Origin of the sequence: Streptomyces sp. NPDC007025, assembly GCF_042869455.1 — a bacterium.
Taxonomy (GTDB): Bacteria; Actinomycetota; Actinomycetes; order Streptomycetales; family Streptomycetaceae; genus Streptomyces.
Genome location: NZ_JBIAFT010000005.1, coordinates 327,657 through 351,692, shown reverse-complemented (window position 1 = coordinate 351,692; position 24,036 = coordinate 327,657). Strand labels below are relative to the sequence as shown.

Annotated in this window: 23 protein-coding genes and 1 pseudogene; 12 read left to right on the top strand and 12 right to left on the bottom strand. The window is 72.6% G+C overall.

Annotated elements, in window-relative coordinates; all coding sequences use genetic code 11:
* The first annotated feature begins 30 nt into the window (after positions 1-30).
* The gene (locus ACFYMO_RS12625) at positions 31-1,665 is read left to right on the top strand and encodes an MFS transporter (RefSeq protein WP_366772692.1); all 1,635 of its coding nucleotides are present in this window, start codon (positions 31-33) and stop codon (positions 1,663-1,665) included.
* A 57-nt stretch (positions 1,666-1,722) separates the two neighbouring features.
* On the opposite strand, the gene ACFYMO_RS12620 is transcribed toward ACFYMO_RS12625, so the two are convergent.
* Entirely contained in the window at positions 1,723-2,847 is a 1,125-nt protein-coding gene (locus ACFYMO_RS12620) for a helix-turn-helix transcriptional regulator (RefSeq protein WP_388546025.1), read from the bottom strand.
* 113 nt (positions 2,848-2,960) lie between these two features.
* Here ACFYMO_RS12620 and ACFYMO_RS12615 point away from each other — a divergent pair, with 113 nt between their 5' ends.
* From ACFYMO_RS12615 to ACFYMO_RS12595, 5 genes are all read left to right on the top strand, one after another.
* Positions 2,961-3,581 (top strand): TIGR03086 family metal-binding protein, encoded by a 621-nt coding sequence (locus ACFYMO_RS12615; RefSeq protein ID WP_366772690.1) that lies wholly within the window; start codon positions 2,961-2,963, stop codon positions 3,579-3,581.
* 108 nt (positions 3,582-3,689) lie between these two features.
* The gene (locus ACFYMO_RS12610) at positions 3,690-5,069 is read left to right on the top strand and encodes an FAD-binding oxidoreductase (RefSeq protein ID WP_388546022.1); all 1,380 of its coding nucleotides are present in this window, start codon (positions 3,690-3,692) and stop codon (positions 5,067-5,069) included.
* A gap of 324 nt (positions 5,070-5,393) precedes the next feature.
* Entirely contained in the window at positions 5,394-6,185 is a 792-nt protein-coding gene (locus tag ACFYMO_RS12605; protein ID WP_388546019.1) for a hypothetical protein, read from the top strand.
* 318 nt (positions 6,186-6,503) lie between these two features.
* Positions 6,504-7,274 (top strand): FadR/GntR family transcriptional regulator, encoded by a 771-nt coding sequence (locus ACFYMO_RS12600; RefSeq protein WP_366772686.1) that lies wholly within the window; start codon positions 6,504-6,506, stop codon positions 7,272-7,274.
* 52 nt (positions 7,275-7,326) lie between these two features.
* The gene (locus tag ACFYMO_RS12595) at positions 7,327-8,685 is read left to right on the top strand and encodes a CynX/NimT family MFS transporter (RefSeq protein ID WP_388546016.1); all 1,359 of its coding nucleotides are present in this window, start codon (positions 7,327-7,329) and stop codon (positions 8,683-8,685) included.
* Between the two features lie 123 nt (positions 8,686-8,808).
* On the opposite strand, the gene ACFYMO_RS12590 is transcribed toward ACFYMO_RS12595, so the two are convergent.
* Genes ACFYMO_RS12590 through ACFYMO_RS12575 form a run of 4 tightly spaced genes read right to left on the bottom strand, consistent with a single transcriptional unit; the run spans position 8,809 to position 12,403 of the window.
* Entirely contained in the window at positions 8,809-9,531 is a 723-nt protein-coding gene (locus tag ACFYMO_RS12590; RefSeq protein WP_366772684.1) for an ABC transporter permease subunit, read from the bottom strand.
* Positions 9,532-9,553: 22 nt separating this feature from the next.
* Positions 9,554-10,504, bottom strand: coding sequence for an ABC transporter ATP-binding protein (locus ACFYMO_RS12585; RefSeq protein WP_366772683.1), 951 nt, complete (start codon positions 10,502-10,504; stop codon positions 9,554-9,556).
* Entirely contained in the window at positions 10,501-11,439 is a 939-nt protein-coding gene (locus tag ACFYMO_RS12580) for an ABC transporter permease subunit (RefSeq protein WP_366772682.1), read from the bottom strand. The genes ACFYMO_RS12585 and ACFYMO_RS12580 overlap by 4 nt, the downstream gene beginning before the upstream one ends.
* Positions 11,429-12,403 carry an ABC transporter ATP-binding protein gene (locus ACFYMO_RS12575; RefSeq protein ID WP_366772707.1) on the bottom strand — a complete coding sequence of 325 codons (975 nt, stop codon included), beginning with the start codon at positions 12,401-12,403 and terminating at the stop codon, positions 11,429-11,431. Before ACFYMO_RS12575 ends, ACFYMO_RS12580 begins: the two co-directional genes overlap by 11 nt.
* A 291-nt stretch (positions 12,404-12,694) precedes the next feature.
* On the opposite strand from ACFYMO_RS12575, the pseudogene ACFYMO_RS12570 reads away from it, so the two are divergent.
* The 3 genes and pseudogenes from ACFYMO_RS12570 to ACFYMO_RS12560 form a co-directional block, all read left to right on the top strand.
* Positions 12,695-12,820: pseudogene (locus ACFYMO_RS12570) on the top strand (Xaa-Pro aminopeptidase); the annotation flags it as partial.
* Positions 12,817-14,652, top strand: coding sequence for an SDR family oxidoreductase (locus tag ACFYMO_RS12565; protein WP_366772681.1), 1,836 nt, complete (start codon positions 12,817-12,819; stop codon positions 14,650-14,652). The pseudogene ACFYMO_RS12570 and the gene ACFYMO_RS12565, both read left to right, overlap by 4 nt.
* A gap of 92 nt (positions 14,653-14,744) precedes the next feature.
* Positions 14,745-15,707, top strand: a complete 963-nt coding sequence (locus ACFYMO_RS12560; protein ID WP_366772680.1) for a MerR family transcriptional regulator — start codon at positions 14,745-14,747, stop codon at positions 15,705-15,707.
* Between the two features lie 71 nt (positions 15,708-15,778).
* On the opposite strand, the gene ACFYMO_RS12555 is transcribed toward ACFYMO_RS12560, so the two are convergent.
* Complete coding sequence (locus ACFYMO_RS12555) at positions 15,779-16,681, bottom strand: LLM class flavin-dependent oxidoreductase (protein WP_388546010.1); 903 nt, start codon at positions 16,679-16,681, stop codon at positions 15,779-15,781.
* A 74-nt stretch (positions 16,682-16,755) separates the two neighbouring features.
* On the opposite strand from ACFYMO_RS12555, the gene ACFYMO_RS12550 reads away from it, so the two are divergent.
* Complete coding sequence (locus tag ACFYMO_RS12550; protein WP_366772678.1) at positions 16,756-17,271, top strand: hypothetical protein; 516 nt, start codon at positions 16,756-16,758, stop codon at positions 17,269-17,271.
* A gap of 163 nt (positions 17,272-17,434) precedes the next feature.
* Here ACFYMO_RS12550 and ACFYMO_RS12545 read toward each other — a convergent pair whose 3' ends face one another.
* The 4 genes from ACFYMO_RS12545 to ACFYMO_RS12530 form a co-directional block, all read right to left on the bottom strand.
* Positions 17,435-18,436, bottom strand: a complete 1,002-nt coding sequence (locus tag ACFYMO_RS12545) for an amidohydrolase family protein (protein WP_388546007.1) — start codon at positions 18,434-18,436, stop codon at positions 17,435-17,437.
* 142 nt (positions 18,437-18,578) lie between these two features.
* The gene (gene arsC / locus ACFYMO_RS12540; protein WP_366772676.1) at positions 18,579-18,932 is read right to left on the bottom strand and encodes an arsenate reductase (glutaredoxin); all 354 of its coding nucleotides are present in this window, start codon (positions 18,930-18,932) and stop codon (positions 18,579-18,581) included.
* A 97-nt stretch (positions 18,933-19,029) separates the two neighbouring features.
* Entirely contained in the window at positions 19,030-20,016 is a 987-nt protein-coding gene (locus tag ACFYMO_RS12535; RefSeq protein WP_388546004.1) for an oxidoreductase, read from the bottom strand.
* 205 nt (positions 20,017-20,221) lie between these two features.
* On the bottom strand, positions 20,222-20,569 hold the full coding sequence (locus ACFYMO_RS12530; protein WP_366772673.1) for a hypothetical protein: 348 nt from the start codon (positions 20,567-20,569) through the stop codon (positions 20,222-20,224).
* Here ACFYMO_RS12530 and ACFYMO_RS12525 point away from each other — a divergent pair.
* Positions 20,568-20,861 (top strand): hypothetical protein, encoded by a 294-nt coding sequence (locus ACFYMO_RS12525; RefSeq protein ID WP_366772672.1) that lies wholly within the window; start codon positions 20,568-20,570, stop codon positions 20,859-20,861. The two genes, ACFYMO_RS12530 and ACFYMO_RS12525, sit on opposite strands and share 2 nt — an antisense overlap.
* A gap of 167 nt (positions 20,862-21,028) precedes the next feature.
* On the opposite strand, the gene ACFYMO_RS12520 is transcribed toward ACFYMO_RS12525, so the two are convergent.
* Together ACFYMO_RS12520 and htpX are read right to left on the bottom strand one after the other, a co-directional pair.
* Positions 21,029-21,616: a hypothetical protein gene (locus tag ACFYMO_RS12520; RefSeq protein ID WP_366772671.1), complete on the bottom strand. Its 588-nt coding sequence runs from the start codon at positions 21,614-21,616 to the stop codon at positions 21,029-21,031.
* A 220-nt stretch (positions 21,617-21,836) separates the two neighbouring features.
* Positions 21,837-22,742 (bottom strand): zinc metalloprotease HtpX, encoded by a 906-nt coding sequence (gene htpX, locus ACFYMO_RS12515; protein WP_366772670.1) that lies wholly within the window; start codon positions 22,740-22,742, stop codon positions 21,837-21,839.
* A gap of 342 nt (positions 22,743-23,084) precedes the next feature.
* On the opposite strand from htpX, the gene ACFYMO_RS12510 reads away from it, so the two are divergent.
* Positions 23,085-23,969 (top strand): HAD family hydrolase, encoded by an 885-nt coding sequence (locus tag ACFYMO_RS12510; RefSeq protein ID WP_388545999.1) that lies wholly within the window; start codon positions 23,085-23,087, stop codon positions 23,967-23,969.
* The last annotated feature ends 67 nt before the right edge of the window (positions 23,970-24,036 follow it).

Sequence of the window (24,036 nt, the reverse complement as noted above, 5' to 3'; positions counted from 1 at the left end):
CCGAGAGACGGTCAGGCCGAGCCTGGCGGCATGGAGAACGAGAACAACAGAGCCCGCTCATGGTGGCCGCTGACCGCCCTCTGCCTGGGCGGCTTCATGCTGCTGATCGATGTGACGATCGTGAACACCGCACTGCCCCGCATGGCGACCTCGCTGGACGCCTCGTTCACCTCCCTGCAGTGGGTGGTGGACGTCTACGCCGTCGCCCTGGCCGCGCTGCTCCTGGTGGCGGGCTCCCTGTCCGACCTGCACGGCAGGCGCCGGGTCTTCGTCGTCGGTATGGTGCTCTTCGCCCTCGCCTCGCTGGCGTGCGGGCTCGCGCCGGACGCCGGGACGCTGATCGCCGCGCGCGCCGTGCAGGGGGTGGGCGCCGCGGCGGTGTTCGCGGCGAACGCCCCGCTGATCACCGCGATCTACCAGGGGCGCGACAGGGGCATCGCCTTCGGCGTGTGGGGCGCGGTCAACGGCGCCGCGGCCGGCTGCGGGCTGGCCCTGGGCGGAGTGCTGACCGAATACGTCGACTGGCGCGCGGTGTTCTTCGTCAACGTGCCGCTGACGCTGATCGCCCTGTGGATCACTTTCCGCACCGTGCCGGAGTCCCGTGCGCCGCGCCGGCCAGGGGCGCGCGTGGACCGGGCGGGCGCCGTGCTGTTCACGCTGTGCGCGGGCACGCTGACGTACGGACTGGTGCGGGGCGGCGACGCCGGATGGAGCGATCCGCGCGCCGCCGGCTCACTGGCCGTTTCGGTGCTGACCGGCGCCGCCTTCGTCCTGGTGGAGCGGGCCCGCTCCGCCGCGCGGGCACACGGAGCCCAGGGGGACGCATCAGCGGGCCCGGAGCCGCTGCTGGACCTGGCGCTGCTGCGGAACCGGTCGTTCGCCGTCCTGATGGCCACCGCGCTGCTGACGCAGGCCGCCGCGTTCGCACACTTCATCTACAGCGCGCTGTGGGCGCAGTCGGTGCTGGGAATGAGCCCGCTGGAAGCGGGGCTGGCCATCCTTCCGATGGCCGGGTTCTCCTTCCTGGTCGCGAGCCTCTTCGGCGGCCGGTTGCAGCGGCTGCGGCCGCAGTACCCGCTGGGCGTCGGCGTGCTGGTGATCGGAGCGGGAGTGCTGTCCCAGCTCGCGGTGGCGCCGGAGTCCTCCTGGACTGTGCTGCTGCCCGGATGTGTGCTGATCGGCGTCGGGGTGGGCATGGCCGTCCCGGTGCTGATATCCGCCGCGCTGAGCGCCCTGCCGCCGGAGCGGGCCGGGATCGCCAGCGGCGCCGTGAACACCTTCCGGCAATTGGGCTACGCGCTCGGGGTCGCCGTGCTCGGTACCGTCTTCGCCGGCCGGGTGCGCGAGGTGCTGACCGGCCATGGCGTGCCGCGGGAGGCGGCCGAGGCCGCGGGAGGCGGGCGCGCGCGGGAGACCGGGGTGCCGATGGAACTGGTCCGCGAGGCGTTCGCCGCCGGGCTCGACCGGATCTTCCTGCTCTGCGGCGCGGCGGCGCTGGCGTCCGGTGCCGCGGTGCTGCTGTGCGTACGCGGACGTGCGGCCGCCGAGCACGGATCCGGTGGCGGCAGCGGCGCCGGACAGCCGGAGACACCGGAGCAGGACCACCGGCCGGACGGTGCGGCCGGGCCGGACACACGGCAGCCGGTGCACTCCCCGACGCCGTAGCAGGGCACGGGAAGGGAACGGTAGGAGGCCACACGCCGGACGGTGCGCCGGACGGCCTCAGCGCGGCCCCGGGGGCAACTCCGGCACCGCCCGCGGGGGCGCGCCGTCGGACGGGGCGCCCCCGCGCTGCTGGTCGTACAGCGCGGCCGTCTCGCGGACCCGGAGGAGCAGTTCCTCGATGGCTTCGGGCGGATCGACCACCCGCACCCAGGGGCCGAACTGGAGGAGCACCGACACGGCGGGGAGGGCGGAGAACGCGAGACGGGCGGTGACCCAGTCCCCCTCGTCCCCTTCATCCCCCTCGTTCCCCCCGTCTCCCCCGTCCGTTCTGTCACCCGCGTTCCCGCCGTCCCGCGCGTCCGGTCCCGCGGAGTCGCCGTCCGCCTCGGTACCGAGGGGTGCGGCCAGGACGGGCGCGACGATCCGGGCGAACATGCCCAGCCGGGACCTGTGCACCCGCGCGGTCACCCGCACGTCCCGGCTCCGCTCCTCCACCCGGCACCGCAGCGTGTGCCAGACGTCCGCCAGTTCGACACCCGCGCGCCGCCGCACGGGGTCCTCCAGCGCGGTCGCGGCGGCGATCCGATCCGCGCGGAAGAGGGCGGGGGAGCCGCGACGGTCGGCGACCAGATACCAGACACCGGCCTTGTTGACGAGACCGTACGGGTCGACGGTGTAGGTGCGCGGTCGGCTGTCACCGCTGTGCCGATAGCGGATGCGCAGCCTGCGGTCGCCGAAGACCGCGGTGTGCAGCACGTCCAGTTCCACCTCGGTACGGGGGCCGGGCAGCCACCGGTCCGGGTCGACCAGGATGCGGCGGCTGGTGAGGTCGGCGGCCGGGCGGTGCGGGGCGGGCAGCGCCGCCATCACCTTGCGGAGCGCGGACGCCAGCGCGCTGTCGAGACCGAGTGCCGCGTGCGGACCCGGCGCGGCCAGCACGAACAGCGCGCGGGCCTCGTCCGCCGTCAGCCCGGTCACGTCGGTGCGGTAGCCGGGCAGCAGCGTGATGCCGCCGTGCCGGCCGCGCTCCGCGTACACCGGGACCCCGGCCGCCGACAGCGCCTCGATGTCCCGGTAGATGGTGCGTGCGGAGACCTCCAGCTCCGCCGCCAGCTCCTCGGCGGGCACACGGCCGCGGGTCTGGAGGAGCAGCAGGATGGCAAGCAGCCGGTCGGATTTCACCCCACCAGAGTGCCGGAAAAATGTTGACGGGTCATGTCAGGTTTTCCCGGCAGACTCTCCTCCGCCGAAGCCGCGGCTCCGCCCTGCGGAGCCCGACCCACCAGGAGAGAACTGTGAGCAGCACACCCGCGATGCCCGACCCCCGCCCGCTGTACGCCCGCGCCACCGCGCAGTTGGCGACGGTGGTCGCCGCCGTCCGGTCCGAGCAGCTCGACGCACCGACGCCGTGCACCGAGTACGACGTGCGCTCCCTGCTGGGCCATCTCGTCGGCGGCACGCGGCGCATCTCCGCCGTTCCCGGGGGCGGCGACGGCAAGGGTGCCGACGTGCCCGAGTGGACGGCCGGTGTACCGGCCGGACAGTGGCCGCAACTCTTCGAGGACGGCCGCACGCGCATGCTCGAGGCCTGGGCGGACGACGCGCTCATGGAGACCGTCGTGACGGTGCCCTGGGGCCGGGTGCCGGGCCGGCTGGCGCTCTCCGGGTCGGTGATGGAGACCGCGGCCCACACCTGGGACCTGGCCCGCGCGATCGGCTGGAGCGGAACGCTGGACGAGGAAGTGGGACGGTTCGCGCTGGGTGTCGCCCGGCAGGCGGTGCCGGCGGCGGGCCGGGAGCAGCTGCCCTTCGGTGACCTGCGGGAAGCCGCGGAGGAGGCCGACGGCTACGGGCAGCTGGCCGCGTGGCTGGGCCGGGACCCCGAGTGGCGGGCGCCGGCCGCGGCGGACCGGTAGATCGGGGTCGGGCGGGAGGCCGGACGGATGCAGGAGCGACAGACGGAACCGGGCGACCGGTGGGCCGGGTCGGCCGGGTCGGCCGGCAGGCACCCAGGAACGGACAGGATGCGGACGAAGGCGCTGGAGACGCTGCGGGACGCGGTGCGCGGCAGCGTGCTCCTCCCCGGTGACGCCGGGTACGACCAGGAGCGCACCGGTTTCCAGAGCGGGGCCCGGCACGGTCCGGACGTGCTCGTCGCGGCACGCGCCCCGGAGGATGTGCGGGCGGCGGTGGACCACGCGCGGCGCCGGGGGATGCCGCTGGCCGTGCAGGCGACCGGGCACGGACTGCGCGCGGCGGCCCGCGAGGGTGTGTTGGTCGGTACGCGCCGCATGACGGGGATCCGGATCGACACGGCGGCCCGCAGCGCCTGGGTGGAGCCGGGGGTCCGGGCGGGCGACCTGGTGGCGGAGGCGGCGCGGCACGGCCTGGCGCCGGTCAACGGTTCGGCTCCCGGTGTCGGTGTCGTCGGTTATGCGCTGGGCGGCGGGGTCGGGCTGCTGGGGCGGGAGTTCGGCTACGCCGCTGACCTGGTGCGGCAGCTCGACGTGGTGACCGCCGACGCCCGGCTGCGCCGCGTGACCGCGGAGCGCTGCCCGGACCTCTTCTGGGGGCTGCGCGGCGGCGGTGGCGGGCTGGGAGCGGTGACCGGGCTGGAGCTCGGGCTGGTGCCCGTGGAGCGGTTCTTCGGCGGCCGTCTGGTGTTCGACGGCGGTCAGGTCGCGGAAGAGGTGTTGCGGACATGGCAGGAGTGGACTTGGTCGGTCCCCGACACACTCACCTCTGCCGTGACGCTGCTGCCGATGCCGGACCTGCCCGCGGTTCCCGCGGCACTGCGGGGGCGGTACCTCGCCCAGGTGCACCTCGCCTTCACCGGACCGCGGGAGGAGGGTGAGCGGTTGGTCCGGCCGCTGCGGGAGATCGGTGCGCTCCTGGTGGACGAGGTGCGGGAGAGGCCGTACACCGAATGCGCCACGGTCTTCAGCGAGCCGGAGACGCCGCACGCCTACCGCAGCTCCAACGTCCTGCTGGGCGAGGCGGGGCTGGACGACGGCGCACGGCCTGCCGTGCTGGCCGAGGCGGGTCCGTCCGCCGCGGCGATGTGTGTGCTGGGCGTGCGGCACCTGGGCGGCGCGTTCTCCCGCCCGCCCGAGGTACCGAACGCGGTGGACCACCGGGACGCGCGGTATCTGGTGTACGTGCTCTCACCGGTGCCGGAGCCGGACCGGGACGGCGCGGTGCGGAGTCTGCACGCGCGGGTGCTGGCCCCGGTGACCGGTCCGGCACCGGCCCGGAACGGCAACTTCCTCTACGGCCCGCAGGAGCCCGCCACCCTCCGGTCGGTGCACGGGGACCAGACGGCCGCACGGCTGGAGCGGCTGCGGGCCGAGTACGACCCGCAGGCGCTGTTCCGGGGCATCGGTCGGCTCGCCGGGCGCGGTTGAGCAGCTCACGGAGGGTGCGGAGGGGCGGGGAAGGTGCGGAGAGGGCGTCGGGTCCCCGGCCTCTCCGCATCGCGTGACTGTGCGACCGTCGAATCGTTGTACCTCTTGCGCGGAGGCGATGCGCGAGCGACGGCGGCGAGAGTTGTGAAGTGGTGGTAGCCGGTGGGGATGCGGCCCGATGCGGGGCCTCCCGCCGGTCGTGCGGTACGTGGGAAGACATGAGCTGACCTCCGCTCCTGGCTCCTGGATACGGACACCTGACCAACCCCCAGGTGAACGGGGTTTCCCAGACGTGTCCGAGACCAGAGCCCAGGAAGGTCTGCCATGTTCACCGAATCCGTCCTGCTGGAATCGCGCAGCGCGCGCTCCGGTATGACCCACCGGGTCGAAGTCCTCGACAGAGTGGCGGCGTTGGCGATTTCCACAGGTGGTGCACAGGCCACCACGCGGGATGTGGCCGACTACTTCGAAGTACCCCTCAAGACTGTGGAAAAGCTCGTCGAGCGGCACCGCGACGAGCTCCTCAGCAACGGAATGTCCGTACTCCGGAGCGTTGAGCTGCGGGAATATCAGACCGACAAGGTGTCGGTCCCCTCCGAGCAGGCGCAAGGTCGTCCACAGCACCGTAGTGGCCTCACCCTCTTCAGCCGCCGCGCCGTCCTCAACGTGGCGATGCTGCTGCGGGACAGCGTGATCGCGCAGCGGATCCGTACGTACCTCCTCGATGCCGAGGAGAGCGCTCGTGCACGCCCCGGGGTGGAGGACATGCGGCAGACGACGCGGGAGTTGCGGCAGACGGTCCGGACGCTGGCCGCCGGATACGGATCGCTCGACCGCAGGGTCGACAGCCTGGAGACGACCGGTGCCGAACTCGGCGCCGTTCTGCGGGAGCTGGCACCGGTCATCGGCCGTGTCTCCGCGCGCGCCGAGCACATGGACCACCGGTCGGCGGACACCGAACAGCGCGCGGAGCACGCCGAGCAGGTGGTGTGCGCGCTGAGTCGGCGGCTCGCCGACATGGGCGAGGAGATGCGGGGCGTTCGCCGGGAGTTGCGGGCTGTCGTACGCGCCGTGGGTGCCCAATCGACTCCCCCGGCGCCGCACACGGAGTCCTGAGCCGGCACACCGGGAGAGACGTCCGAGAGGAGTGACGTCGTGGGACAAGGGGTGATCCCGGCTCGTCGTTCCGGGCCGGGGTCACCGCCCGACCGGAAGTCGAGAACGACCACGGCGAGCGTCCGGAGCCATGTGGGCGGCAGCAGTCCCTGCTTCCGACTGCCTGCTCACTGCTCCCGCCTCCCCACTCGGTGCTGACGTGCGCGCAATCGTTGTGAGGCGCGTCTCGTCCAACAGTCCCGTGGAGCAGCCGAACACACTTGTAGGATGACTGGGCAACCGGGCGAATAGCTTGAGGAAGCCGAAGGAGCGGAAGCCATGACACTGCGGGCCGCGGGGCGGCAGTCCCTGGTGGACACCGTCGTCGCAGAGCTGCGCACGCAGCTCGCGGCGGGCGAGTGGCCGGTGGGCGCGCGCATCCCCACCGAACACAGGCTGGCCGAGCAGCTCCAGGTGGGACGCAACACCGTCCGCGAAGCGGTGCGGGTGCTGGTGCACGCCGGAATGCTGCGCTCCCGGCAGGGCGAGGGCACGTTCGTCGTGGCCACCGCCGACCCCGGCGAGATCGTCCGCGGGGTGCAGCGCGCCGACGTACGGGACGTACTGGAGCTGCGGATCGCGCTGGAGGCCGAGGGCGCCCGTCTGGCGGCCCTGCGCCACACCGCGGCAGACCTGGAGCGGATGCGCGCCGCTCTCGCCGCGCAGGCCGCCTTCCGCGACCCCCTCGGACAGCCCGCACACGGGCAGTACGAGCTGTACGCGGAGCACGACATCGAGTTCCACGTCGCGGTCGTCGACGCCGCGCACAACGCGGCACTGAGCGCGACCTACGGCTGGTTCAGCAGCTCCGTCCGGGACGCGCTGGTCGCCTCGCTGCACGACCGGCACATGCCCCGCATCCACGAGACCGACCACCACGACCTCGTGGACGCCATCGGGACCGGCGACCCGGAGGCCGCCGAACGTGCCGCGAGGTCGCTGCTCGCCAAACCGAAGCAGGCCGTGGACGCGCTGCTGGACAGCGGCACCGACCCCGGCGCCGGTCCGGACGCCGAACCCGGCACCGGAGCCGGCGGGGGCACCGGCTGAAGCACCGGCACCCCGCGCCACCACCTGCCCGTCGAGAAAGGCACCACCCCGCATGTCCCCGTCCCCGCACCCACCGTCGCCGAAGAAAGGGCTCAGCACCGAGGAGCTGCCGGCAGCCGAGCTGATCGACGCGGAGGAGGATCCGGCACCCGCGCCCGCCGTGGCGGCGGCCCGCCGCAGATTGCGCTCCCATCCGCTGCTGCTGCTGGCCGGCATCGTCCTCGCCTCGCTCAACATGCGCGCCGCACTGGCCGGGGTCTCCCCCGTGCTGGGGCAGATCAGCGACGACTTCGGCATGACGGCCACGGTCAGCAGCCTGGTGACGACCATCCCGCTGATCTTCATGGGGGTCGTCTCACCGCTCGCACCCGGGCTGGCCCGGCGCTGGGGCACGGAGACGGTGCTGTTCGGCGCGCTGGTGCTGCTGACGGGCGGCATAGCGCTGCGGATCGCGCCACCGATGGCCACACTCTTCCTCGGGTGCGCGGTGGTCGGCTCCGGCATCGCGCTGCTGAACGTCCTGATGCCCGGACTGATCAAGCGGGACTTCCCGGAGCAGGCCGCGGGGATGACGGCCCTCTACTCGACGGCGATGATCCTCGGCGCGACCGCCTCCGCTGCCGCTGCCGTGCCGCTGGAGCGCGCCCTGGGCGGCTGGCGCGGTTCGCTCGTCTCCTGGGCGCTGCTGGCCGGGCTCGCGGCCTGCGTATGGCTGCCCCAGGCCCTCCTCGTCCGGCGCGGAACACCGCACGGCCGCCCCGCCGCCACCGCGGCACCGCCCGCCGCGGCCGGTGCCGCGACGCCGCGGGAGGTGGCCGGTCCCCGGCTGACCCGGTCCGTACTGGCCTGGCAGATCACCCTGTTCATGGGGTCGCAGTCGCTCATCGCCTATGTGACCATCGCCTGGCTCCCGACCCTGTTCACCGACCACGGGATGAACGAGACGAACGCAGGCCTGGTCTTCGCGTTCAGCACGCTGGTGCAGATGGCCGGATCGTTCGTGGTGCCCGTGCTGGCCGGACGGATGCGCCGGCAGCGGCTGCTGTGCACGGCGGTTGCCCTGTCCATGGCAGCCGGAAGCGCCGGACTGCTGATCGCCCCGGTGGCCGGCGCATGGGTGTGGGCGGCGCTGCTGGGCCTGGGCCAGGGCGGTGCGCTCGGGCTGGCCCTCACGCTGATGGTGCTGCGCTCGGGGGACGCGCACACCGCTGCGCGGCTGTCCGGCATGGCGCAGACGTGGGGCTATCTGCTGGCCGCCGCGGGCCCGCTGCTGCTCGGCGCGGTACACCAGGCGACCGGCGGCTGGACGGTGCCGATCGTGCTGCTGCTGTGTGTGTGCGGGGGACTGGTGCTGCTGGGCCTGGGCGCGGGCCGGGACCGCAGGATCGGCGACGGCGGAACGGCTGGCTGAAGGCCCCGGCCCGGCGGGAGTTGCCCCGGGGCTGCGGAGCGGTCGGCCGCCCACGGCGGAGCGGTCGGCCGCGGCGGCCTGCCGGTGGGAACGTCTTCCTCCCACCGGCAGGCCGCCGTCCCGCTACTCCTCCCCGGCCAGTGTCAGGGTCCGCAGCTTCTGCCCCGCGAAGAGGGTGCCGCCCACGGTGACGACTGCCAGGAGCACCACCGCCGTCGGCACCGCCACCGACGAGCTGACGTCCGCACCGCTGCCCGCGACCTTCTCGGCGAGCGCGAGCGCCCACTGCTGCACGCTGAGCGTCTTGGCACCCGGCACCAGACTGCCGATGAGCGCCTCCCAGATCAGCGCGTACACCAGGCCGATCACGACGGCGTGCCTGCTGACCGTGCCCAGCAGCAGGAACAGCGCGCTGTAGGCGAGCGAGGCGACCGCGGCGGCCACCGCGTAGGCGACGGCGAGCTGCTGGCTGTTGCCGTTCAGGACGAAGCCCGCGACGAGGACCGGCACCGCCGCGAAGACGGCGGTCGTCCCGGCGGCGACGAGCAGCTTGGTGACGATGATCGAGGTGCGGCCGACCGGCTTGGCGAGCAGATAGACGACCGAGCCGTCGTCGATCTCCGGACCGATGGCGCCGGTTCCGGCGATCACGCCGATCAGCGGCACCAGGGTGGCGAGCGCGAAGCCGCCCAGCAGTTGGCTGGTGACCGCGTCGTCCGCGCCGTTCATGGCGCGTACGGCGGCGGCCACCACGAGCAGCAGCGCCGGCAGCGCGCACAGGATCAGCGCGCGGCGGCGGCCGAGGAGGGCGCGCCAGGTGAGCCGCGCGACCGTCGGGTTGTACATCGGGTCAGCTCCTTTCCGCCGCTCAGGCCGCGACGAGGTATGAGAAGACGCTCTCCAGGGACTCGTCGGAGGGCGAGACGGTGTGGAGCCGGATGCCGTGCTCCCGTGCGACCCGGGGCAGCAGCGTGGTGAAGCGGGTGAAGTCGACGGCCTGGATGCGCAGCGCCCCCTCGGTCCGGTCCAGCTCGATGCCCGCCGTGGAGGCGTCCGCGATGAGCGCGGCGGCCAGCCGCCGGTCGTCGCTGGAGCGCACCAGGTAGCGGTGCGGCCGGTCGGTCATCAGGCGGCGGATCTTGCGGAAGTCGCCGCTGGCCGCGTGCCGTCCCGCGACGATGACCTCGATGTGCGAGGCGAGCTGTTCGACCTCCTCCAGGATGTGCGAGGAGAACAGCACGGTGCGGCCCTCGTCGCCCATCCTGCGCAGCAGCTCCATCAGATGCATGCGCTGGCGCGGGTCCATCCCGTTGAACGGCTCGTCCAGCAGCAGCACCGTCGGATGGTGCACCAGTGCGGAGGCCATTTTCACGCGCTGCCGCATGCCCTTGGAGTAGGTGGAGATCCTGCGGTCCTGGGCGTGTTCCATCTCCACCGTCGCCAGCGCCTCGGCGGCGGCGGCACGCGGGTCGCGCAGGCCGTGCAGTTCGGCGTTGGCCAGGACGAACTCCTCGCCGGTGAGGAAGTCGTACATCCCCTCCCGCTCCGGCACCAGGCCGATGTGGCGGTAGGAGTCCTCGTTGCGCCAGATCGGCGCCGCCGCTGCCGGCCTGCTGTCCGGGCCGGGTGAGGGCTCCAGCGTGACGGTCCCGTTCGAGGGTGAGAGGAAGCCGCCCATCATGTGGATGAGGGTGGATTTGCCGGCGCCGTTGGGCCCGAGGAGACCGGTGACTCCGGGGGCGATGTCCATGGTGATGTCGTTGACCGCGACGACGTTCCCGAACCAGCGGGAGACGCGGTCGATGTGGATCGTGCTCACAGTCCGGCCTTTCGGTAGCGGCGCAGCAGCAGGGTGCAGAAGCAGACGATCAGTGCCGCGAGGACGACGAGGTAGACGGCGCCCTGGGCGCCGGTGAGGGTCTGCGCGTCCGGGAACCCGGAGCGGCCGCCCAGGAACCGGCTCTGCACGCCGTCCAGCAGCGTCCCCGGCGACCCCAGGCCGAGCCAGCCGATGGCGCCGTTGTTGTCCGAGGTCCAGGCGATGCCCTGGAGCGCGGTGACGAGGAAGTAGGGAACCGTGATCGCGACGATGATCGCGGCGACGCCGAAGCCGCGGCGCGGGGTGAGGGCCGCGATCCAGGCGGCGATGGCGGCGTGCAGCAGTGCGAACAGCGCACAGAACACCAGGCCCTGCGCGGCCGCCTCGGTCTGGTCGCCGAAGTCGAGCTTCACCAGCAGGGCACCGATGTACATGATCAGTACCGGGATGGCTGTGAACAGGAAGAGCGCCGCCGACAGCGCCGCGTACTTGGCGGCCACGTAGTCGCTGCGTTCCATGGGGCGCGAGAAGTAGAGCGGTGTCGTCTTGAAGCGCAGGTCCATGGAGATGGCCTGCGGCGCGGCCGCCGCCAGGTAGATGCCCAGCAGCGGCTGCATCAGCAGTACGTACTCCGCGTAGCCGACTTCCAGGTCTTTGGCCTTGGTCAGGGCCGCGACCGCCACCAGGATGGCGGCCGGGATGCACACGGCGGCGAACAGCAGCAGCGGCAGCACCTTGGACTTGGCCGAGCGGCCCAGCCCGTACGTACCGCGCAGCGACTGGCTGAACAGCGCCCGCCGGGCGTAGGAGCGGCCCAGCCGGGGCCCCTCGTAGCCGCGGTAGCCGATGTTGTGGATGACGTCCTGGCCGCGTTCGGCGGTGGCCGCCCCACCGCTCGCGGTGGCCGGGGGCGCGGGGGTCTGGTCAGGCGACATCGCCGGTGCTCCTTTCCGTGAAGACCTCGGAGATCTGGTGCCTGCGCCGTTCCATGCGGACCAGGCCCAGGCCGAGTTCGGCGACGGTGTCCCGCACGGTGTCCAGGACCGACTCGTCGGCGTCTCCGCTCTCGCCGCCGATGTCGAGGGTGACCAGGTGCCCGGCGCCGGGCGCAGGTGCGCTGCCGGGCGCGGGCTCGTGCGGGTCCAGGCCGCCCTTCCGGAGTGCGGCGCGGAGGACCGCCGTGCCGTCGGGGTGCTCTTCGGTGTCGGTCACCTCCACGGCCAGGACCGCGGTCCGCTGGGTGAAGTCGGCGGTCGAGGAGGAGCGCAGCAGCCGGCCGCCGTCGATGACGACTATGTGGTCGCTGGTGCGCTCCAATTCGCCCAGCAGGTGCGAGGTCACCAGGACGGAGATGCCGAAGTCGGTGTGCACCCGGCGGATCAGGCCGAGCATCTCGTCGCGGCCGACCGGGTCGAGACCGTTGGTCGGCTCGTCCAGCAGGACGAGCCGCGGGTCGTGCACGAGTGCCTGGGCGAGCTTCACCCGCTGCTTCATGCCGGTCGAGTAGCCGCCCATCGGCCGGTAGCGCTCCTCGTAGAGGCCGACGTGGCGCAGGGTGTCGGCGGTGCGCTCCCGAGCCGCGGTCGCGGGCAGTCCCGACATCCGCGCCATGTGGACGACGAACTCGGTGGCGGACACATCCGGGGGCAGGCAGTCGTGCTCGGGCATGTACCCCACGCGCTCCCGGATCGCGCCCCCCTGGGTGGCCACATCCATGCCGAGCACGGACGCGGTGCCCTCGGTGGCGGGTGAGAGCCCGAGCAGGATCTTGATGAGGGTCGACTTCCCGGCTCCGTTGGCGCCCACCAGACCGGTGACCCCCGGCTCTATGCCGACGGTCAGCCGGTCCAGGGCGGTCACCCGGGGGAACCGCTTGCTGAGGCTTTCGATCGCGATCACAGTCACGCTCCGACGCTATGAGCCGCTCGCCGCGTCCGCGTCAGACACTGCGCCGGTTTCGGCGCGGAGCACGTACCTCTCAAGTGCTCCGGCGCCTCACTCTCAGGTCGGAGGGACCCGTAGGGGAGGGCCACGACCGGGCCCGGAGCAGCCGCAGGCCACCGCGTCCGGGAGTTTTCCACAGGCGGGGAGGACCTCTTGACCCCGCCATGGACCGATGTCACATTCATCGGTGTCAAGTTGCGCAGGTGCCGGGAGCCGTCGACGAACGCACCGCGGAGGCAGGACAAGACGGGCGCGAAGTTCGAGGAGATCCTGGTCGTCACCGACTCCCGGGACCCGGTGGAGAGCGCGTTCTGGCTGGATGAGGATCTGCCGCATGTGCGGTGCCGGCAGGAGGAGGTACAGGCGGTATGAACGCGAAGACGGACGGTGGCACGGAGGCGGGCGGACTGCCGGCGGGCGCGCGGGTCCGCCGGGTCGCCACCGGGGGGATCGAGCTGTGCGTCGCGGAGCTCGGCGACACCGCACGGCCGACGGTGGTCCTGCTGCACGGCTACCCGGACAGCAAGGAGGTCTGGTCCGCGGTGGCCCGCCGGCTCGAGGACCGCTTCCACGTGGTCCTCTACGACGTGCGCGGCTGCGGCAGGTCCACGGCGCCCAAGCCGCTGCGCGGCGGGTTCACCCTGGAGAAACTCACCGACGACTTCCTCGCGGTGATCGACGCGGTCAGTCCGGGCGAGCCCGTGCACCTGGTGGGCCACGACTGGGGATCGGTGCAGGGCTGGGAGTTCGTGACGGTGCGCCGTACCGAAGGGCGGATCGCCTCCTTCACCTCGATCTCCGGCCCGTCGCTCGACCACTTCGGCCACTGGATCAAGAAGCGGACGACCCGGCCGACGCCGCGTCGCGCGGCCCAACTCCTCGGCCAGGGCGCCAAGTCCTGGTACGTGTACGCGCTGCACACCCCGATGCTGCCGGAGCTGGCGTGGCGGGGGCCGCTCGGCAAGCGCTGGCCCCGGCTCCTGGAGCTGTCCGAGAAGGTGCCGCGGGGCGGCTATCCGACCGACTCGCTGCCCGACGACGCCGCGCACGGCGCCTGGCTCTACCGCGACAACGTCCGGGCCCGGCTGCGCCGTCCGCGCACCGACTGCTACGCACACGCACCGGTGCAGCTCGTCACACCGACCGGGGACGCCTTCCTGAGCGAGCACCTGTACGACGACCTGGAGCAGTGGGCATCGCGGCTGACCCGGCGCACGCTTCCGGCCAAGCACTGGGTGCCGCGCACCCGGCCCGACCGGCTGGCTGACTGGATCGGCGAGTTCGTCGACGGCAGCGATCCGGAGCTGCCGGCCCCGGTGCCCGCGGCGGCCGGCTCGTACGCGGACCGGTTCGCCGGCCAACTGGTGCTGGTGACGGGAGCCGGCAGCGGTATCGGCCGGGCGACGGCGTTCTCCTTCGCGGAGGCCGGAGCCCGGGTGATCGCCGTCGACCGGGACGCGGAGAGCGCCGTCCGCACCGCCGACACGGCCCGGCTGGTGGGGGCGCCGCAGGCATGGGCGGAGACGGTCGACGTCGCGGACGAGCAGGCGATGGAGAAGCTGGCCGAGAAGGTGGCCGCCGAGTACGGCACGGTCGATGTGCTGGTCAACAACGCGGGCATCGGGATGGCGGGCGCCTTTCTGGACACCTCGACCGAGGACTGGAAGCGCACGCTGGACGTCAACCTCTGGGGGGTCATCCACGGCTGCCGCCTCTTCGGACGGCAGATGGCCGAACGGGGTCAGGGCGGGCACATCGTCAACACCGCTTCCGCCGCCGCCTATCAGCCCTCCCGCGCGCTGCCCGCGTACAGCACCTCCAAGGCCGCCGTGCTGATGCTCAGCGAATGTCTGCGCGCCGAGCTGGCGGGCAAGGACATCGGGGTGACGGCGATCTGCCCCGGATTCGTGAACACCGGCATCACCGCGTCCGCACGCTTCGCCGGGGTGGACGAGGCGGAGCAGCAGCGCCGCAGGCGCCGCACCTCCCGCCTCTACGGGATACGGAACTACCCGCCGGAGAAGGTGGCGGACGCCGTCCTGCGCGCCGTCGTACGCAACCAGGCCGTCGTCCCGGTGACACCCGAAGCCCGCGGCGCCCGGCTGCTGTCCCGCTTCACCCCGCGGGCGCTGCGCGGGATAGCCCGGATTCAACCGCCCGCCCAGGGAGTGTCTTCGAAGGAGCGTCGTCCGCCCGAAGGGTAGACGGGCTTCGAAGACACGACCCAGACCGAGGTGACGGCCGGCGGAGCCGAGGGCCCGTCGCGCCGTACCGGCCGTCAGAGGAGTTCACGACCATGCCTCCGTCCCCCCACTTCGCGGGGCCGACGTCGGCTTCGACGTCCGAGTCCGAGTACCGCATCGAGGACCTCGCGCAGCGCAGCGGCGCGACGGTGCGCACCATCCGCGCCTACCAGGACAAGGGCCTGCTGCCCAAGCCCGGGCGGCGCGGCCGTGCCAACGTCTACGACGACTCGCATCTGGCCCGGCTCCAGCAGATCGCCGACCTGTTGGAGCGCGGCTACACGCTGGCCTCGATAAGGGAGCTGCTCCGGGCATGGGACGAGGGCCGCGGACTCGCCGGGGTGCTGGGCCTGGTGACGGAGGTGGACGGACCGTGGACGGACGAGGTGTCGGGCCGCATCTCACGCGCCGAACTCGGTGAGCTGTTCGGCGGGGAGTACGACGAGGAAGCGGTCTCGGAGGCGCTGGCCCTGGGGGTGCTGGAACCACTTCCGGACCGCGGGGACGAGTTCCGGGTGCCGAGCCCGCAGGAACTCTCGGTGGCGGCCGAACTGCACAAGGCGGGCGTGCCGCTGCCGGCCATCACCGGGCAGCTGCGGGAACTGCGCGGTCAGGTGGAGCACATCGCCGCCCGCTTCCTGGACTTCACCAACGAGCATGTGTTCGTCCGCTATCTGGGCGTCCACCTCTCCGACGGGGACGCCTCCGAGGCGGCGGACCTGGTGCGCCGCCTCCGCCCGCTGGCGCAGCAGACCGTGGAGGCCGAACTGGCGCGGGCGATGCAGAAGTTCGCCGTGCGCAACCTGCGCGACCATCTCCGCTCGGCGGCCGCGGCCCCGGCCGAATCCGCACCGGCGGACCCGGCCCGCACCGCACAGATACGACTGCCGACCGAAACCGTCGAGGCGGTCGGCGCCCTCGTCGGCCAGGAACGGGTGCCGGACTTCATCGCGGCGGCGGCGGAGCGGGAGGTGCGGGCCCGGCAGATGGACCGGATGAGCACGGAAGGGAGATGAGCTACGGGCCCCCGGCCCGGTCGGCCCAGCCCGCCCGGCCCAGCCCGCCCGGCCCAGCCCGCCCGGCCGGCTCAGCCGGCGCTGCCGAGTTGGGCGGGGGCTTCGGTGGCGATCCGCTCGAAGATCCTCTCGTCGGCCTCGAAGCGGGTGCCCGGGAGGGGCCAATGGAGGACGAGTTCGTCGAAGCCGAGGGCGGCATGGCGGCCGGCGAAGTCCACGAAGGCGTCGAGGGACTCCAGCGGGCGGTCGGGGGTGAAGCCGGTGAGCAGGGTACGGCCCAGGGTGTCCGGCGCCCGGCCGGTGTCGGCGCACGCCTTCTCCAGGGCATCGGTCTGGCGGGCGAGGGCGGCCCGGGAGTCGGCAGGCGTACCGGACTCGTTGGCCGCCGGGTCGCCCGTCGTCACCCATGCCTGGCCGTGGCGGGCGGCCAGCCGCAGCCCGCGCGGACCGGTCGCGGCGACGGTGAACGGCAGCCGGGGCCGCTGCACACAGCCGGGGAGTCCGCGCGCTTCGTGGGCGGTGTAGTAGACGCCCTCGGCCGTCACCTCGTCCTCGGTGAGCAGCCGGTCGAGCAGCGGCACGAATTCGGCGAAGCGGTCTGCCCGTTCCCGGCGCGTCCACGCCTCCCCGCCCAGGGCGGTCGCGTCGAAGCCGGAGCCCCCGGCGCCGATACCCAGGGTGATCCGGCCGTCGCTCAGATCGTCGAGGGTGATCAGTTCCTTGGCCAGCGGGACCGGGTGCCGGAAGTTCGGCGAGGTGACCATCGTGCCGAGGCGCAGCCGGGAGGTGGCGGCGGCAGCGGCGGTGAGAGTGGGGACGGCACCGAACCAGGGGCCGTCGCGGAACGGGACCCGCCACGAGAGGTGGTCGTAGGTGTACGCGGCGTGGAAGCCCAGCTCCTCGGCTCGCTGCCACCTCTCCTGTCCGCCCTCGGACCAACGGCGGACAGGGAGGATCACGGTGCTCAGACGCATACCCCCGAGCTTAAGCGCACAGGCCCGCGCACCCCGCTTCGCGGTCCGGCGCGGGAACAGGCATCCTCGGTGGTATGGACCACACCCGCCCTCCGCACCGCACGCCGGAGCTCCACAGCACCGAGTCGGCCGTCTCCGTGCTGTGCGCACTGGCGGAGCGCAGGGGACTCCCGGTGTCGGTGGAGCACGCCATCGGTGCCGACGAGTCGTCCCGGCGCACGGCGGCCGGAGCGTTCGCGGTCACCGACGAGGACGGCTCCCTCCCGCACGAGGCCCTGCTGGAGATCCCCGCCACCGGCAGCACGGCGGACGACAGCGGTGCACCGCTCACCCCGAAGATCTCGGTCCAGCTCTTCGAGGAGGGCGACGCGCACCTCACGGTCGACGGGGTGACCTTCCACGATCTGCCGCGCGAAGCGACCCCGGCGTTCCTGGAAGCGGTCTTCGACCGGCGGGCTCATCTGAAGCGGACCTGGTACCCGCCGTTCTGCCGGCTGGTGGTCTCCCTGGACGACGAACTCTCCTACAAGGAGGTCGTCCCGATGGCGTACGGCGGCCTGTCCCGCTGGCTGAACTCCTTGCCGGGATGACCGGACAGCCGGGATGACCGGACAGCCGGGACGATGGGTACAGCCGGTACGACCCGGTACAGCTGGGACGCCGGGACAGGCGTGACGGGCACGAAGCCCAGGAGGACGGTCAGGAAGTCCAGGAGGCAGGACGGTCCGGGCAGGGCCTGGCGCCGTCGCCGGGTCAGTCCAGTCCGCAGACCCGTGCCGCGTTGTCGTGGCACACGGCCCGCAGCCACGCGGGGCCCAGGCCGGTGCGCTCCTCCAGCGACTCCAGCGCGTCGGCGTACGGATACGGAATGTTGGGGAAGTCGGTGCCCAGCAGTACGCGCTCACCGAGGTCGGCCAGCCGGGGCAGGGCGTCGCGCGGAAACGGGGCGGCCTGCTCGGCGAAGCCGGTGAAGGCCATCGTGGTGTCCAGCATGACCTCCGGATGGCGTGCGGCCAGCGCGAGGAACTCGGTGTACTCGGGCATGCCCAGATGGGCGACGACCAGGCGCAGCCTCGGATGCCGCTCCACTACGGCACCGATCGGTCCGGGGCCGGTGAACGCGCCGGGCACCGGTCCGGATCCGCAGTGCGTGACCACGGGGACGCCGGCGTCGGCGAGCAGGCCCCACACCTCCTCCAGCGCGGGGTCGCGCGGGTCGAATCCGCCGACCTGGAGGTGGCATTTGAAGACGCGGGCGCCCTGGTCGAGTGCGCGGCGCACGTCGTCGGGGGCGCAGGGCTCGGCGTAGAAGGTGGCCGTGTGCAGGCAGTCGGGCGTGCGGGCCGCGAAGTCGGCGGCCCAGTCGTTCAGGGAGCGGGCCATACCGGGCTTGTGCGGGTAGAGCATCGAGGTGAACGCGCGGACGCCGAAGCCGCGCAGCACATCCAGTCGGCGCTGCTCATCGGTGCGGTAGGTGATCGGCCAGGCGCGTCCGACCAGCGGCCCGGCCGCGTCGAAGTAGGCCCACACCTTGGCCAGCAGCCGCTCCGGCATGAAGTGCGTGTGGATGTCGATCAGCGCGGGCGCACCGATGCGGGTGCGGAACGCGGCCACGCGCTCCCGCTCCGCCGCGGCCCGGTCCGCCGCGGCCCGGTCCTGCCCGGCGTCGTCGGCGGCCCGCTCCGCCGCGGCTCGGGCTGCCGGTATCCGGGTCCCCGGCGCCCGGGTGTCCCGCGCCTGCTCGTACCTGCTCATATGAGACTCCTGTGACTCTCGGGGGTGGGCAGCGGATGCGACCCGCCGCGCTCGTCCGACCGCCCGCTCCGAGCCCGATCCCCCCGAACCCGCCCCGGCAGCCCTTCGACCGGGACGCTCCCGCGCGGGCAGCCGTAGCGGGCTACAGCACCTCGTTCGCGACCTCGGCCGGCCGTGCCAGCCGGGTGCCCTTGTCCGTCACCACGAAGGGCCGCTGGATCAGTGCGGGGTGTGCGGTCATTGCCTTGATCAGCTCGGCGTCGGTCACGTCGGCCCGGTCGAGGCCGAGTTCCTGGTAGGCGGCCTCCTTCGTCCGGACGGCGTCCCCGGTCCGGATCTCCGCGTCGGAGATGAGTCCGCGCAGGGTCTCCGCGTCCGGCGGGGTCTTCAGATACTCCACGATCTCGATGTCGTAGCCCGCGTCCTCCAGCAGTGCCAGGACCTTCCGGGAGGTCCCGCAGCGGGTGTTGTGGTAGAGCGTCGCCGTCTTCGCCATGGCGTCATGCTATGCGGGGCACCCCGGCCCGGCTCCGCTGCGCACCGCGTCAGCCCAGCACCGAGTCAGCACAGCACCGAGTCAGCCCAGCACCACGTCAGCCCAGCACCACGAGCAGTTCCCGTTCGCGCTCCGCGCCGAGCCCGGCCCGCCGCGACCTGTCCAGGCCCTGCTCGCGCTCCCAGCACAGGGTGTCGGCCAGCATCTCCTCGCGGGGCCGGTGGTGGAGTCCGGCGGCGCGCGCGGCGGCGCCGCTGCGGGCCGAGAACCCTTCCCAGCCGGGCTCCACCAGCCACATCGGCAGCGACTCGGGGCCCATGTACTGGGCCACGCCGTGGGCGAGCAGCCAATCCGACCCCGCGGAGCGCACCGGCCCGGTGTGGCCTCCCGCGTGCCGGGACAGCGCGATCCAGTCCGCGAAGGGAACGACCGGTCCCACCGCGTCGTACGTACCCGTGGTCCCGTTCCCGGCGGCGCGGAGCAGCCAGCCGGCCAGGTCCCGGACGTCGACCGTCTGGGTCGGCACGGCCGGGGTGTCGGGCACCAGCATCGTCCCGTGCGGGTCGCGGGCCGCGCGGGCCACCCAGTAGCCGGACCGGCCGCTTGCGTCGCCGGGCCCGCCGATGAGGCCGCAGCGGGCGGTCAGGAGCCGGTCGCCGACAGCGGCGGCCGACGCCTCCTCGCAGGCGACCTTGGCCTCGCCGTACAGCGAGCGGTCGACCTCGCCCCGGTCGGTGGGGGCGAGAGTGGGCGCGGACTCGTCGGCGCCGAGCGTGGCGTGGGAGGCGTAGGCGTTGCCGGAGGAGACGTAGGTCCAGTGCCCGGCCCGGTCGCCGAACGCGTCGAGCGCACCGCGGACGAAGTCCGGCTGCCACGAGACCTCGAAGACCGCGTCCCATGTCCGCCCGGCCAGCGGCGTGTACGCCGCGGGGTCACGCCGGTCGGCGGCGACCAGCGTGGCGCCGTCGGCGACCTCCCCGCTCTCTCCGCGCGCGAGGCACGTCACCGTGTGTCCGCACTCGATCGCCTGCCGCGCCAGTTCGCGCCCCACCCACGCCGTTCCGCCCAGAACGAGTATCTCCATCCCGCCACACAACCAGCGAACGTGCGGCCTGCCCAGCCCACTTCGCCCACAGCGCAGCCGCCCGACGGGGCCCGTCCGCCCGTGCGTCCGCCGGCCCACCCGCCCGCGAACGCCACGTGCGCGTCCCCGGTGACGGGGACGCGCACGTGGGAGGCGCCGGGACGCCGGGAGTGCCGCGAGCACCGGATGCTCGTCGGCCGCTCGGCTACTTGGTGACGGGCCACTCCAGCGGGGCCTTGGAGAAGCCCCGGTTCAGCTCGACCGCGGCGGCCTTCTGGCCCGCCGGGACGAGGAAGGCCGAGCAGATCTTCTCCGAGTCGCCCGGCTTCATCTCCTTGTCGGAGTCGAAGCTGGGGCAGTTGGGCCACTTGGCCTGGCCGAGGAGGACGATGAGGGCGCGGGTGCGCTTGTTCTTGTCCGTCTTGACGACCAGGTCGTCGTCCATGTCGCCGAGTTCCATGGGCTTGCCGCCCTTGTTCTCCAGGGTCGACCAGACGTAGACGGGGATCTGCGGGCCGTCGTCCTCGTCCTTCTTGAGGCCGGAGTTGTCCATGTCGGCCTTCGTACCGGTCTGCACCTTGGTCGGCGTGACCGTGTACCTGGCGCCCCTGGAGCTCGACTTGTCGCTCTTCTGGACCGGGCTGGCCTGGCCCAGCCGGAAGGTCGTCTTCTCCTTCGAGGAGCGGGAGTGTGAGGAGTGCGACCCCGCGTGGCTCTTCTTCTTCGACTTCTTCGAGCTCGAGTGGCTGTTGCACCCGGTCACCGCGACGGTCAGTACCAGCGCTCCGGCCACCGCCGGAACAGCACGAGTCCACGTACGCATGTCGTCCTCACTTCCCCGTTGATCCCCGTATCCGGCCGGGGCGCTTCGCCCGCACGGCCGGACCATGTTCTGAGCGCATGATCCTGCCAGAGCTGAATCCGCCCCCCGCAGGGAGGGGTTGCCAAGGCGCCGGCGGCGGAACGCGGCGGGGCGGTTCCGTGCGGTTCTCCGTCCGGGCTGCGCGTGCGCTCAGAGCCCGGGGGCGCCCCAGACGGGGAACCAGCGGCCGAGGTCCTCCTCCACCGTGAGGTCGTTCGCCAACAGTCCGCGCACCTGGAGCTCCAGCGCGTTGTCCCGTTTCTCCGCGCCGCCGAGCAGCGGGGCGAACGGGTAGAAGGTGCCGCGCTTGTAGAGGTAGATCAGCGCGAGCGCGGCGCCCGAGCTCTCGTGCCGGAAGGACACCAGCGAGCAGAGCAGCTGCGGGCCGAACCCGCCCTCGGCGAGGAGAGTGTTGACGGCGTGCAGATCGTTGACGAGCGCCGCCATGTCGTCGGGCGGCTGGCGCGCGGTGAGCCAGGTGTAGCCGTAGGAGTCCTGGCTGAACTCGACGGGGATGCCGCCGCGCGCGGTGTCCGCGTCCAGCAGTTCGCGCACGTCGCTCCGCAGCCGGTTGAAGGCGCCCCCCTCCACACTGGCGAAGCAGACGGCTCCGATGCCGGTCGGCAGGAACGCGGTCCCGGCCTGCAAGGTCAGCGCGGCGGCGGGCAGCGCGAAGAGCTGGTCGAGGTCGGGGCGCTTGGGCTTGCTGCGGCCCAGGAGCACGTCGAGAAAGCCCACGCTCGGCCTCCGTTCAGAAGTGAGTCGTCGTCCCTCGGTGGTCGTCGTCCCTCGGTAGTCGTCGTCCCTCGGTGGTCGTCGTCCCTCGGTAGTCGTCGTCCCTCGGTAGTCGTCGTCCCTCGGTGGTGAGCCGTCCTTCGTCGGTGGTGAGCCGTCGCCCGTCGGGCCGCCCTCGCCGGCCGGCCGCGCGCCGGAGCCGTCCCGATGAGGGGAGCGGTGGTCACTGGCCGAGCTGCGTCGATATCCGGCTGAGCTGCTCCAGCCGCTTCTCCAGCTTCGGGTGCGAGGAGAACAGCGAGGCGAGGCTCTCGCCGGAGAACGCCGGGACGAAGAAGAAGGCGTTGTACGGCTCGGCCTTCCGCAGGTCCTTGGTCGGGATCCGGGCCATGTCGCCGCTGATCTTGGTGAGGGCGGAGGCCAGGGTGGAGGGGCGTCCGGTCAGCAGCGCTCCGGCGCGGTCGGCCGACAGCTCGCGGTAGCGGGACAGCAGCCGGGTGAGCAGAAAGCTGATCACGTAGACGAGGGCGCTGACCAGCGGGACGAGCAGCAGGAGCAGCCCCACCCCGTTGTTGTCCCGGCCCGCGCTGCGGCCGAGGCTGCCCCACAGCGCCACGCGGGTCATGATCCCGGCGAGCACGCCGAGGAAGGAGGCGATGGTCATGACGGCGACGTCCCGGTGCGCGACGTGCGACAGCTCGTGCGAGAGCACCCCTTCGAGTTCGTCCCGCTCAAGCCGGCGCATCAGTCCGGTGGTGGCGCAGACCAGGGCGTTCTTCTGGTTCCGGCCGGTGGCGAACGCGTTGGGGACGTCGCTGTCGGCGATGGCCACCCGCGGCTTGGGCATGTCGGCGAGGGCGCACAGCCGGTCGACGGCGCCGTGCAGCTCCGGAGCCTGCTGCGGGGTGACCTCGCGGGCGCCCATGCTGAAGGCTGCGATCCGGTCGCTGAACCAGAACTGCGCCACGAACAGCCCGCCCGCGATCACCAGCACGAAGGGCCAGGCGTTGCTCAGCACTGCCACCAGGACGCCGACCAGAACGACGTAGAGCAGGCCGATCAGGAACATGGTGGTGACCATCCGTGCGGTCAGACCACGGTCTGCGACGTAGCGCGAGTGACGAGCCATGGCAGCCGCTCCTTCCTGAGGCGCGAAGGCTGTAGCGCGGGAGCGCAGCACGTATGAGGCGCTCTCTTCGATTGTGCCTGTTCGACCGCTTCAGGGACGACAAGAGTGCTTTGACCTGCCAAGAGCCAGGATGACCGGGATGACCGTCCCGCCGTCTCCGCGCCCGGCCGGGCGTGCGGCCCGTCCCGATCCTCTCCGCGTCCGGGTGGGCATAGGGGGTGGCTCACTTCCGTCTCGTGCGCCCCTTACGTGCGCTGGCGTGCCCCCTGTCCTCACTGTGTGCTCTTATTCGTCACTCATCCGTGCGAAGGTCCGCACACATGTTCAGGCATATGCGCGAAGATGGTTCACGTGACTCATCCGACTCGTTCGTCCGAACGCCCCGCCCCCCGGACCCAGCCGTCGCCCGGCAGGCGCACCGCCCCCCGGCTGATCGCCACCGATCTGGACGGCACCCTGCTGCGGAACGACAAGACGGTCTCGGACCGCACCATCGCGGCCCTCGCCGCGGCGGAGGCAGCCGGGATCGAGGTGTTCTTCGTCACCGGCCGGCCCGCCCGCTGGATGGACATCGTCAGCGAGCACGTGCACGGCCACGGTCTCGCCATCTGCGCGAACGGCGCGGCCGTCGTCGACCTGCACGCGGGCGGCCGGGTGATCCGAGTGCGCGAACTCGCGCGGCGGGACGCGGTCCATGTGGTGCAGGCGCTGCGGGAAGCGGCGCCCGGCGTGAGCTTCGCCGTCGAGCGCACCGCGGGCATCCACTACGAGCCCGCCTACCCGTCCTTCCCGCAGGATCCCGGGGCCTCCTACGCACCGGTGGACGAACTGCTGGCCGACGGTGGGGACGGCCACCTCGCCGATCCGATCGTCAAGCTCCTCGCCCACCACCCGACCGGCGACCCCGACGCCTTCCTCACGCTCGGCTGCACCGCCGCCGGGGCCCACGCCGAGTTCACCCGCTCCAGCCCCAGCGCGCTGCTGGAGATATCCGGCCGCGGCGTCAGCAAGGCCAGCACTCTCGCGCTGGCCTGCCAGGAGCGCGGCATCGCCCCGCACGAGGTCGCCGCCTTCGGCGACATGCCCAACGACCTGGCGATGCTCACCTGGGCCGGCAGGTCCTACGCGATGGCCAACGCCCACCCCGACGTGCTGCTGAGCACGGACCACGTCACCGGCTCCAACGAGGACGACGGAGTGGCCGCCGTGATCGAGAGCTTCCTGTGAGACACCCCCTGCCGGGCGCACCGGGCGGTCCGGACGTCGGGCCGAGAGCGCTCGCGGCGGACGGCGG

Excerpts from the sequence above, each read along its gene's own strand:
- ACFYMO_RS12610 (WP_388546022.1), top strand. The coding sequence starts at position 3,690 with ATGCGGACGAAGGCGCTGGAGACGCTGCGGGACGCGGTGCGCGGCAGC.
- ACFYMO_RS12590 (WP_366772684.1), bottom strand. The coding sequence starts at position 9,531 with ATGTACAACCCGACGGTCGCGCGGCTCACCTGGCGCGCCCTCCTCGGC.
- ACFYMO_RS12605 (WP_388546019.1), top strand. The coding sequence starts at position 5,394 with ATGTTCACCGAATCCGTCCTGCTGGAATCGCGCAGCGCGCGCTCCGGT.
- htpX (WP_366772670.1), bottom strand. The coding sequence starts at position 22,742 with ATGGCTCGTCACTCGCGCTACGTCGCAGACCGTGGTCTGACCGCACGG.
- arsC (WP_366772676.1), bottom strand. The coding sequence starts at position 18,932 with ATGGCGAAGACGGCGACGCTCTACCACAACACCCGCTGCGGGACCTCC.
- ACFYMO_RS12555 (WP_388546010.1), bottom strand. The coding sequence starts at position 16,681 with ATGCGTCTGAGCACCGTGATCCTCCCTGTCCGCCGTTGGTCCGAGGGC.
- ACFYMO_RS12525 (WP_366772672.1), top strand. The coding sequence starts at position 20,568 with ATGTCGGCCTTCGTACCGGTCTGCACCTTGGTCGGCGTGACCGTGTAC.
- ACFYMO_RS12550 (WP_366772678.1), top strand. The coding sequence starts at position 16,756 with ATGGACCACACCCGCCCTCCGCACCGCACGCCGGAGCTCCACAGCACC.
- ACFYMO_RS12545 (WP_388546007.1), bottom strand. The coding sequence starts at position 18,436 with ATGAGCAGGTACGAGCAGGCGCGGGACACCCGGGCGCCGGGGACCCGG.
- ACFYMO_RS12535 (WP_388546004.1), bottom strand. The coding sequence starts at position 20,016 with ATGGAGATACTCGTTCTGGGCGGAACGGCGTGGGTGGGGCGCGAACTG.
- ACFYMO_RS12565 (WP_366772681.1), top strand. The coding sequence starts at position 12,817 with ATGAACGCGAAGACGGACGGTGGCACGGAGGCGGGCGGACTGCCGGCG.
- ACFYMO_RS12600 (WP_366772686.1), top strand. The coding sequence starts at position 6,504 with ATGACACTGCGGGCCGCGGGGCGGCAGTCCCTGGTGGACACCGTCGTC.
- ACFYMO_RS12625 (WP_366772692.1), top strand. The coding sequence starts at position 31 with ATGGAGAACGAGAACAACAGAGCCCGCTCATGGTGGCCGCTGACCGCC.
- ACFYMO_RS12560 (WP_366772680.1), top strand. The coding sequence starts at position 14,745 with ATGCCTCCGTCCCCCCACTTCGCGGGGCCGACGTCGGCTTCGACGTCC.
- ACFYMO_RS12580 (WP_366772682.1), bottom strand. The coding sequence starts at position 11,439 with ATGTCGCCTGACCAGACCCCCGCGCCCCCGGCCACCGCGAGCGGTGGG.
- ACFYMO_RS12530 (WP_366772673.1), bottom strand. The coding sequence starts at position 20,569 with ATGGACAACTCCGGCCTCAAGAAGGACGAGGACGACGGCCCGCAGATC.
- ACFYMO_RS12510 (WP_388545999.1), top strand. The coding sequence starts at position 23,085 with ATGGTTCACGTGACTCATCCGACTCGTTCGTCCGAACGCCCCGCCCCC.
- ACFYMO_RS12595 (WP_388546016.1), top strand. The coding sequence starts at position 7,327 with ATGTCCCCGTCCCCGCACCCACCGTCGCCGAAGAAAGGGCTCAGCACC.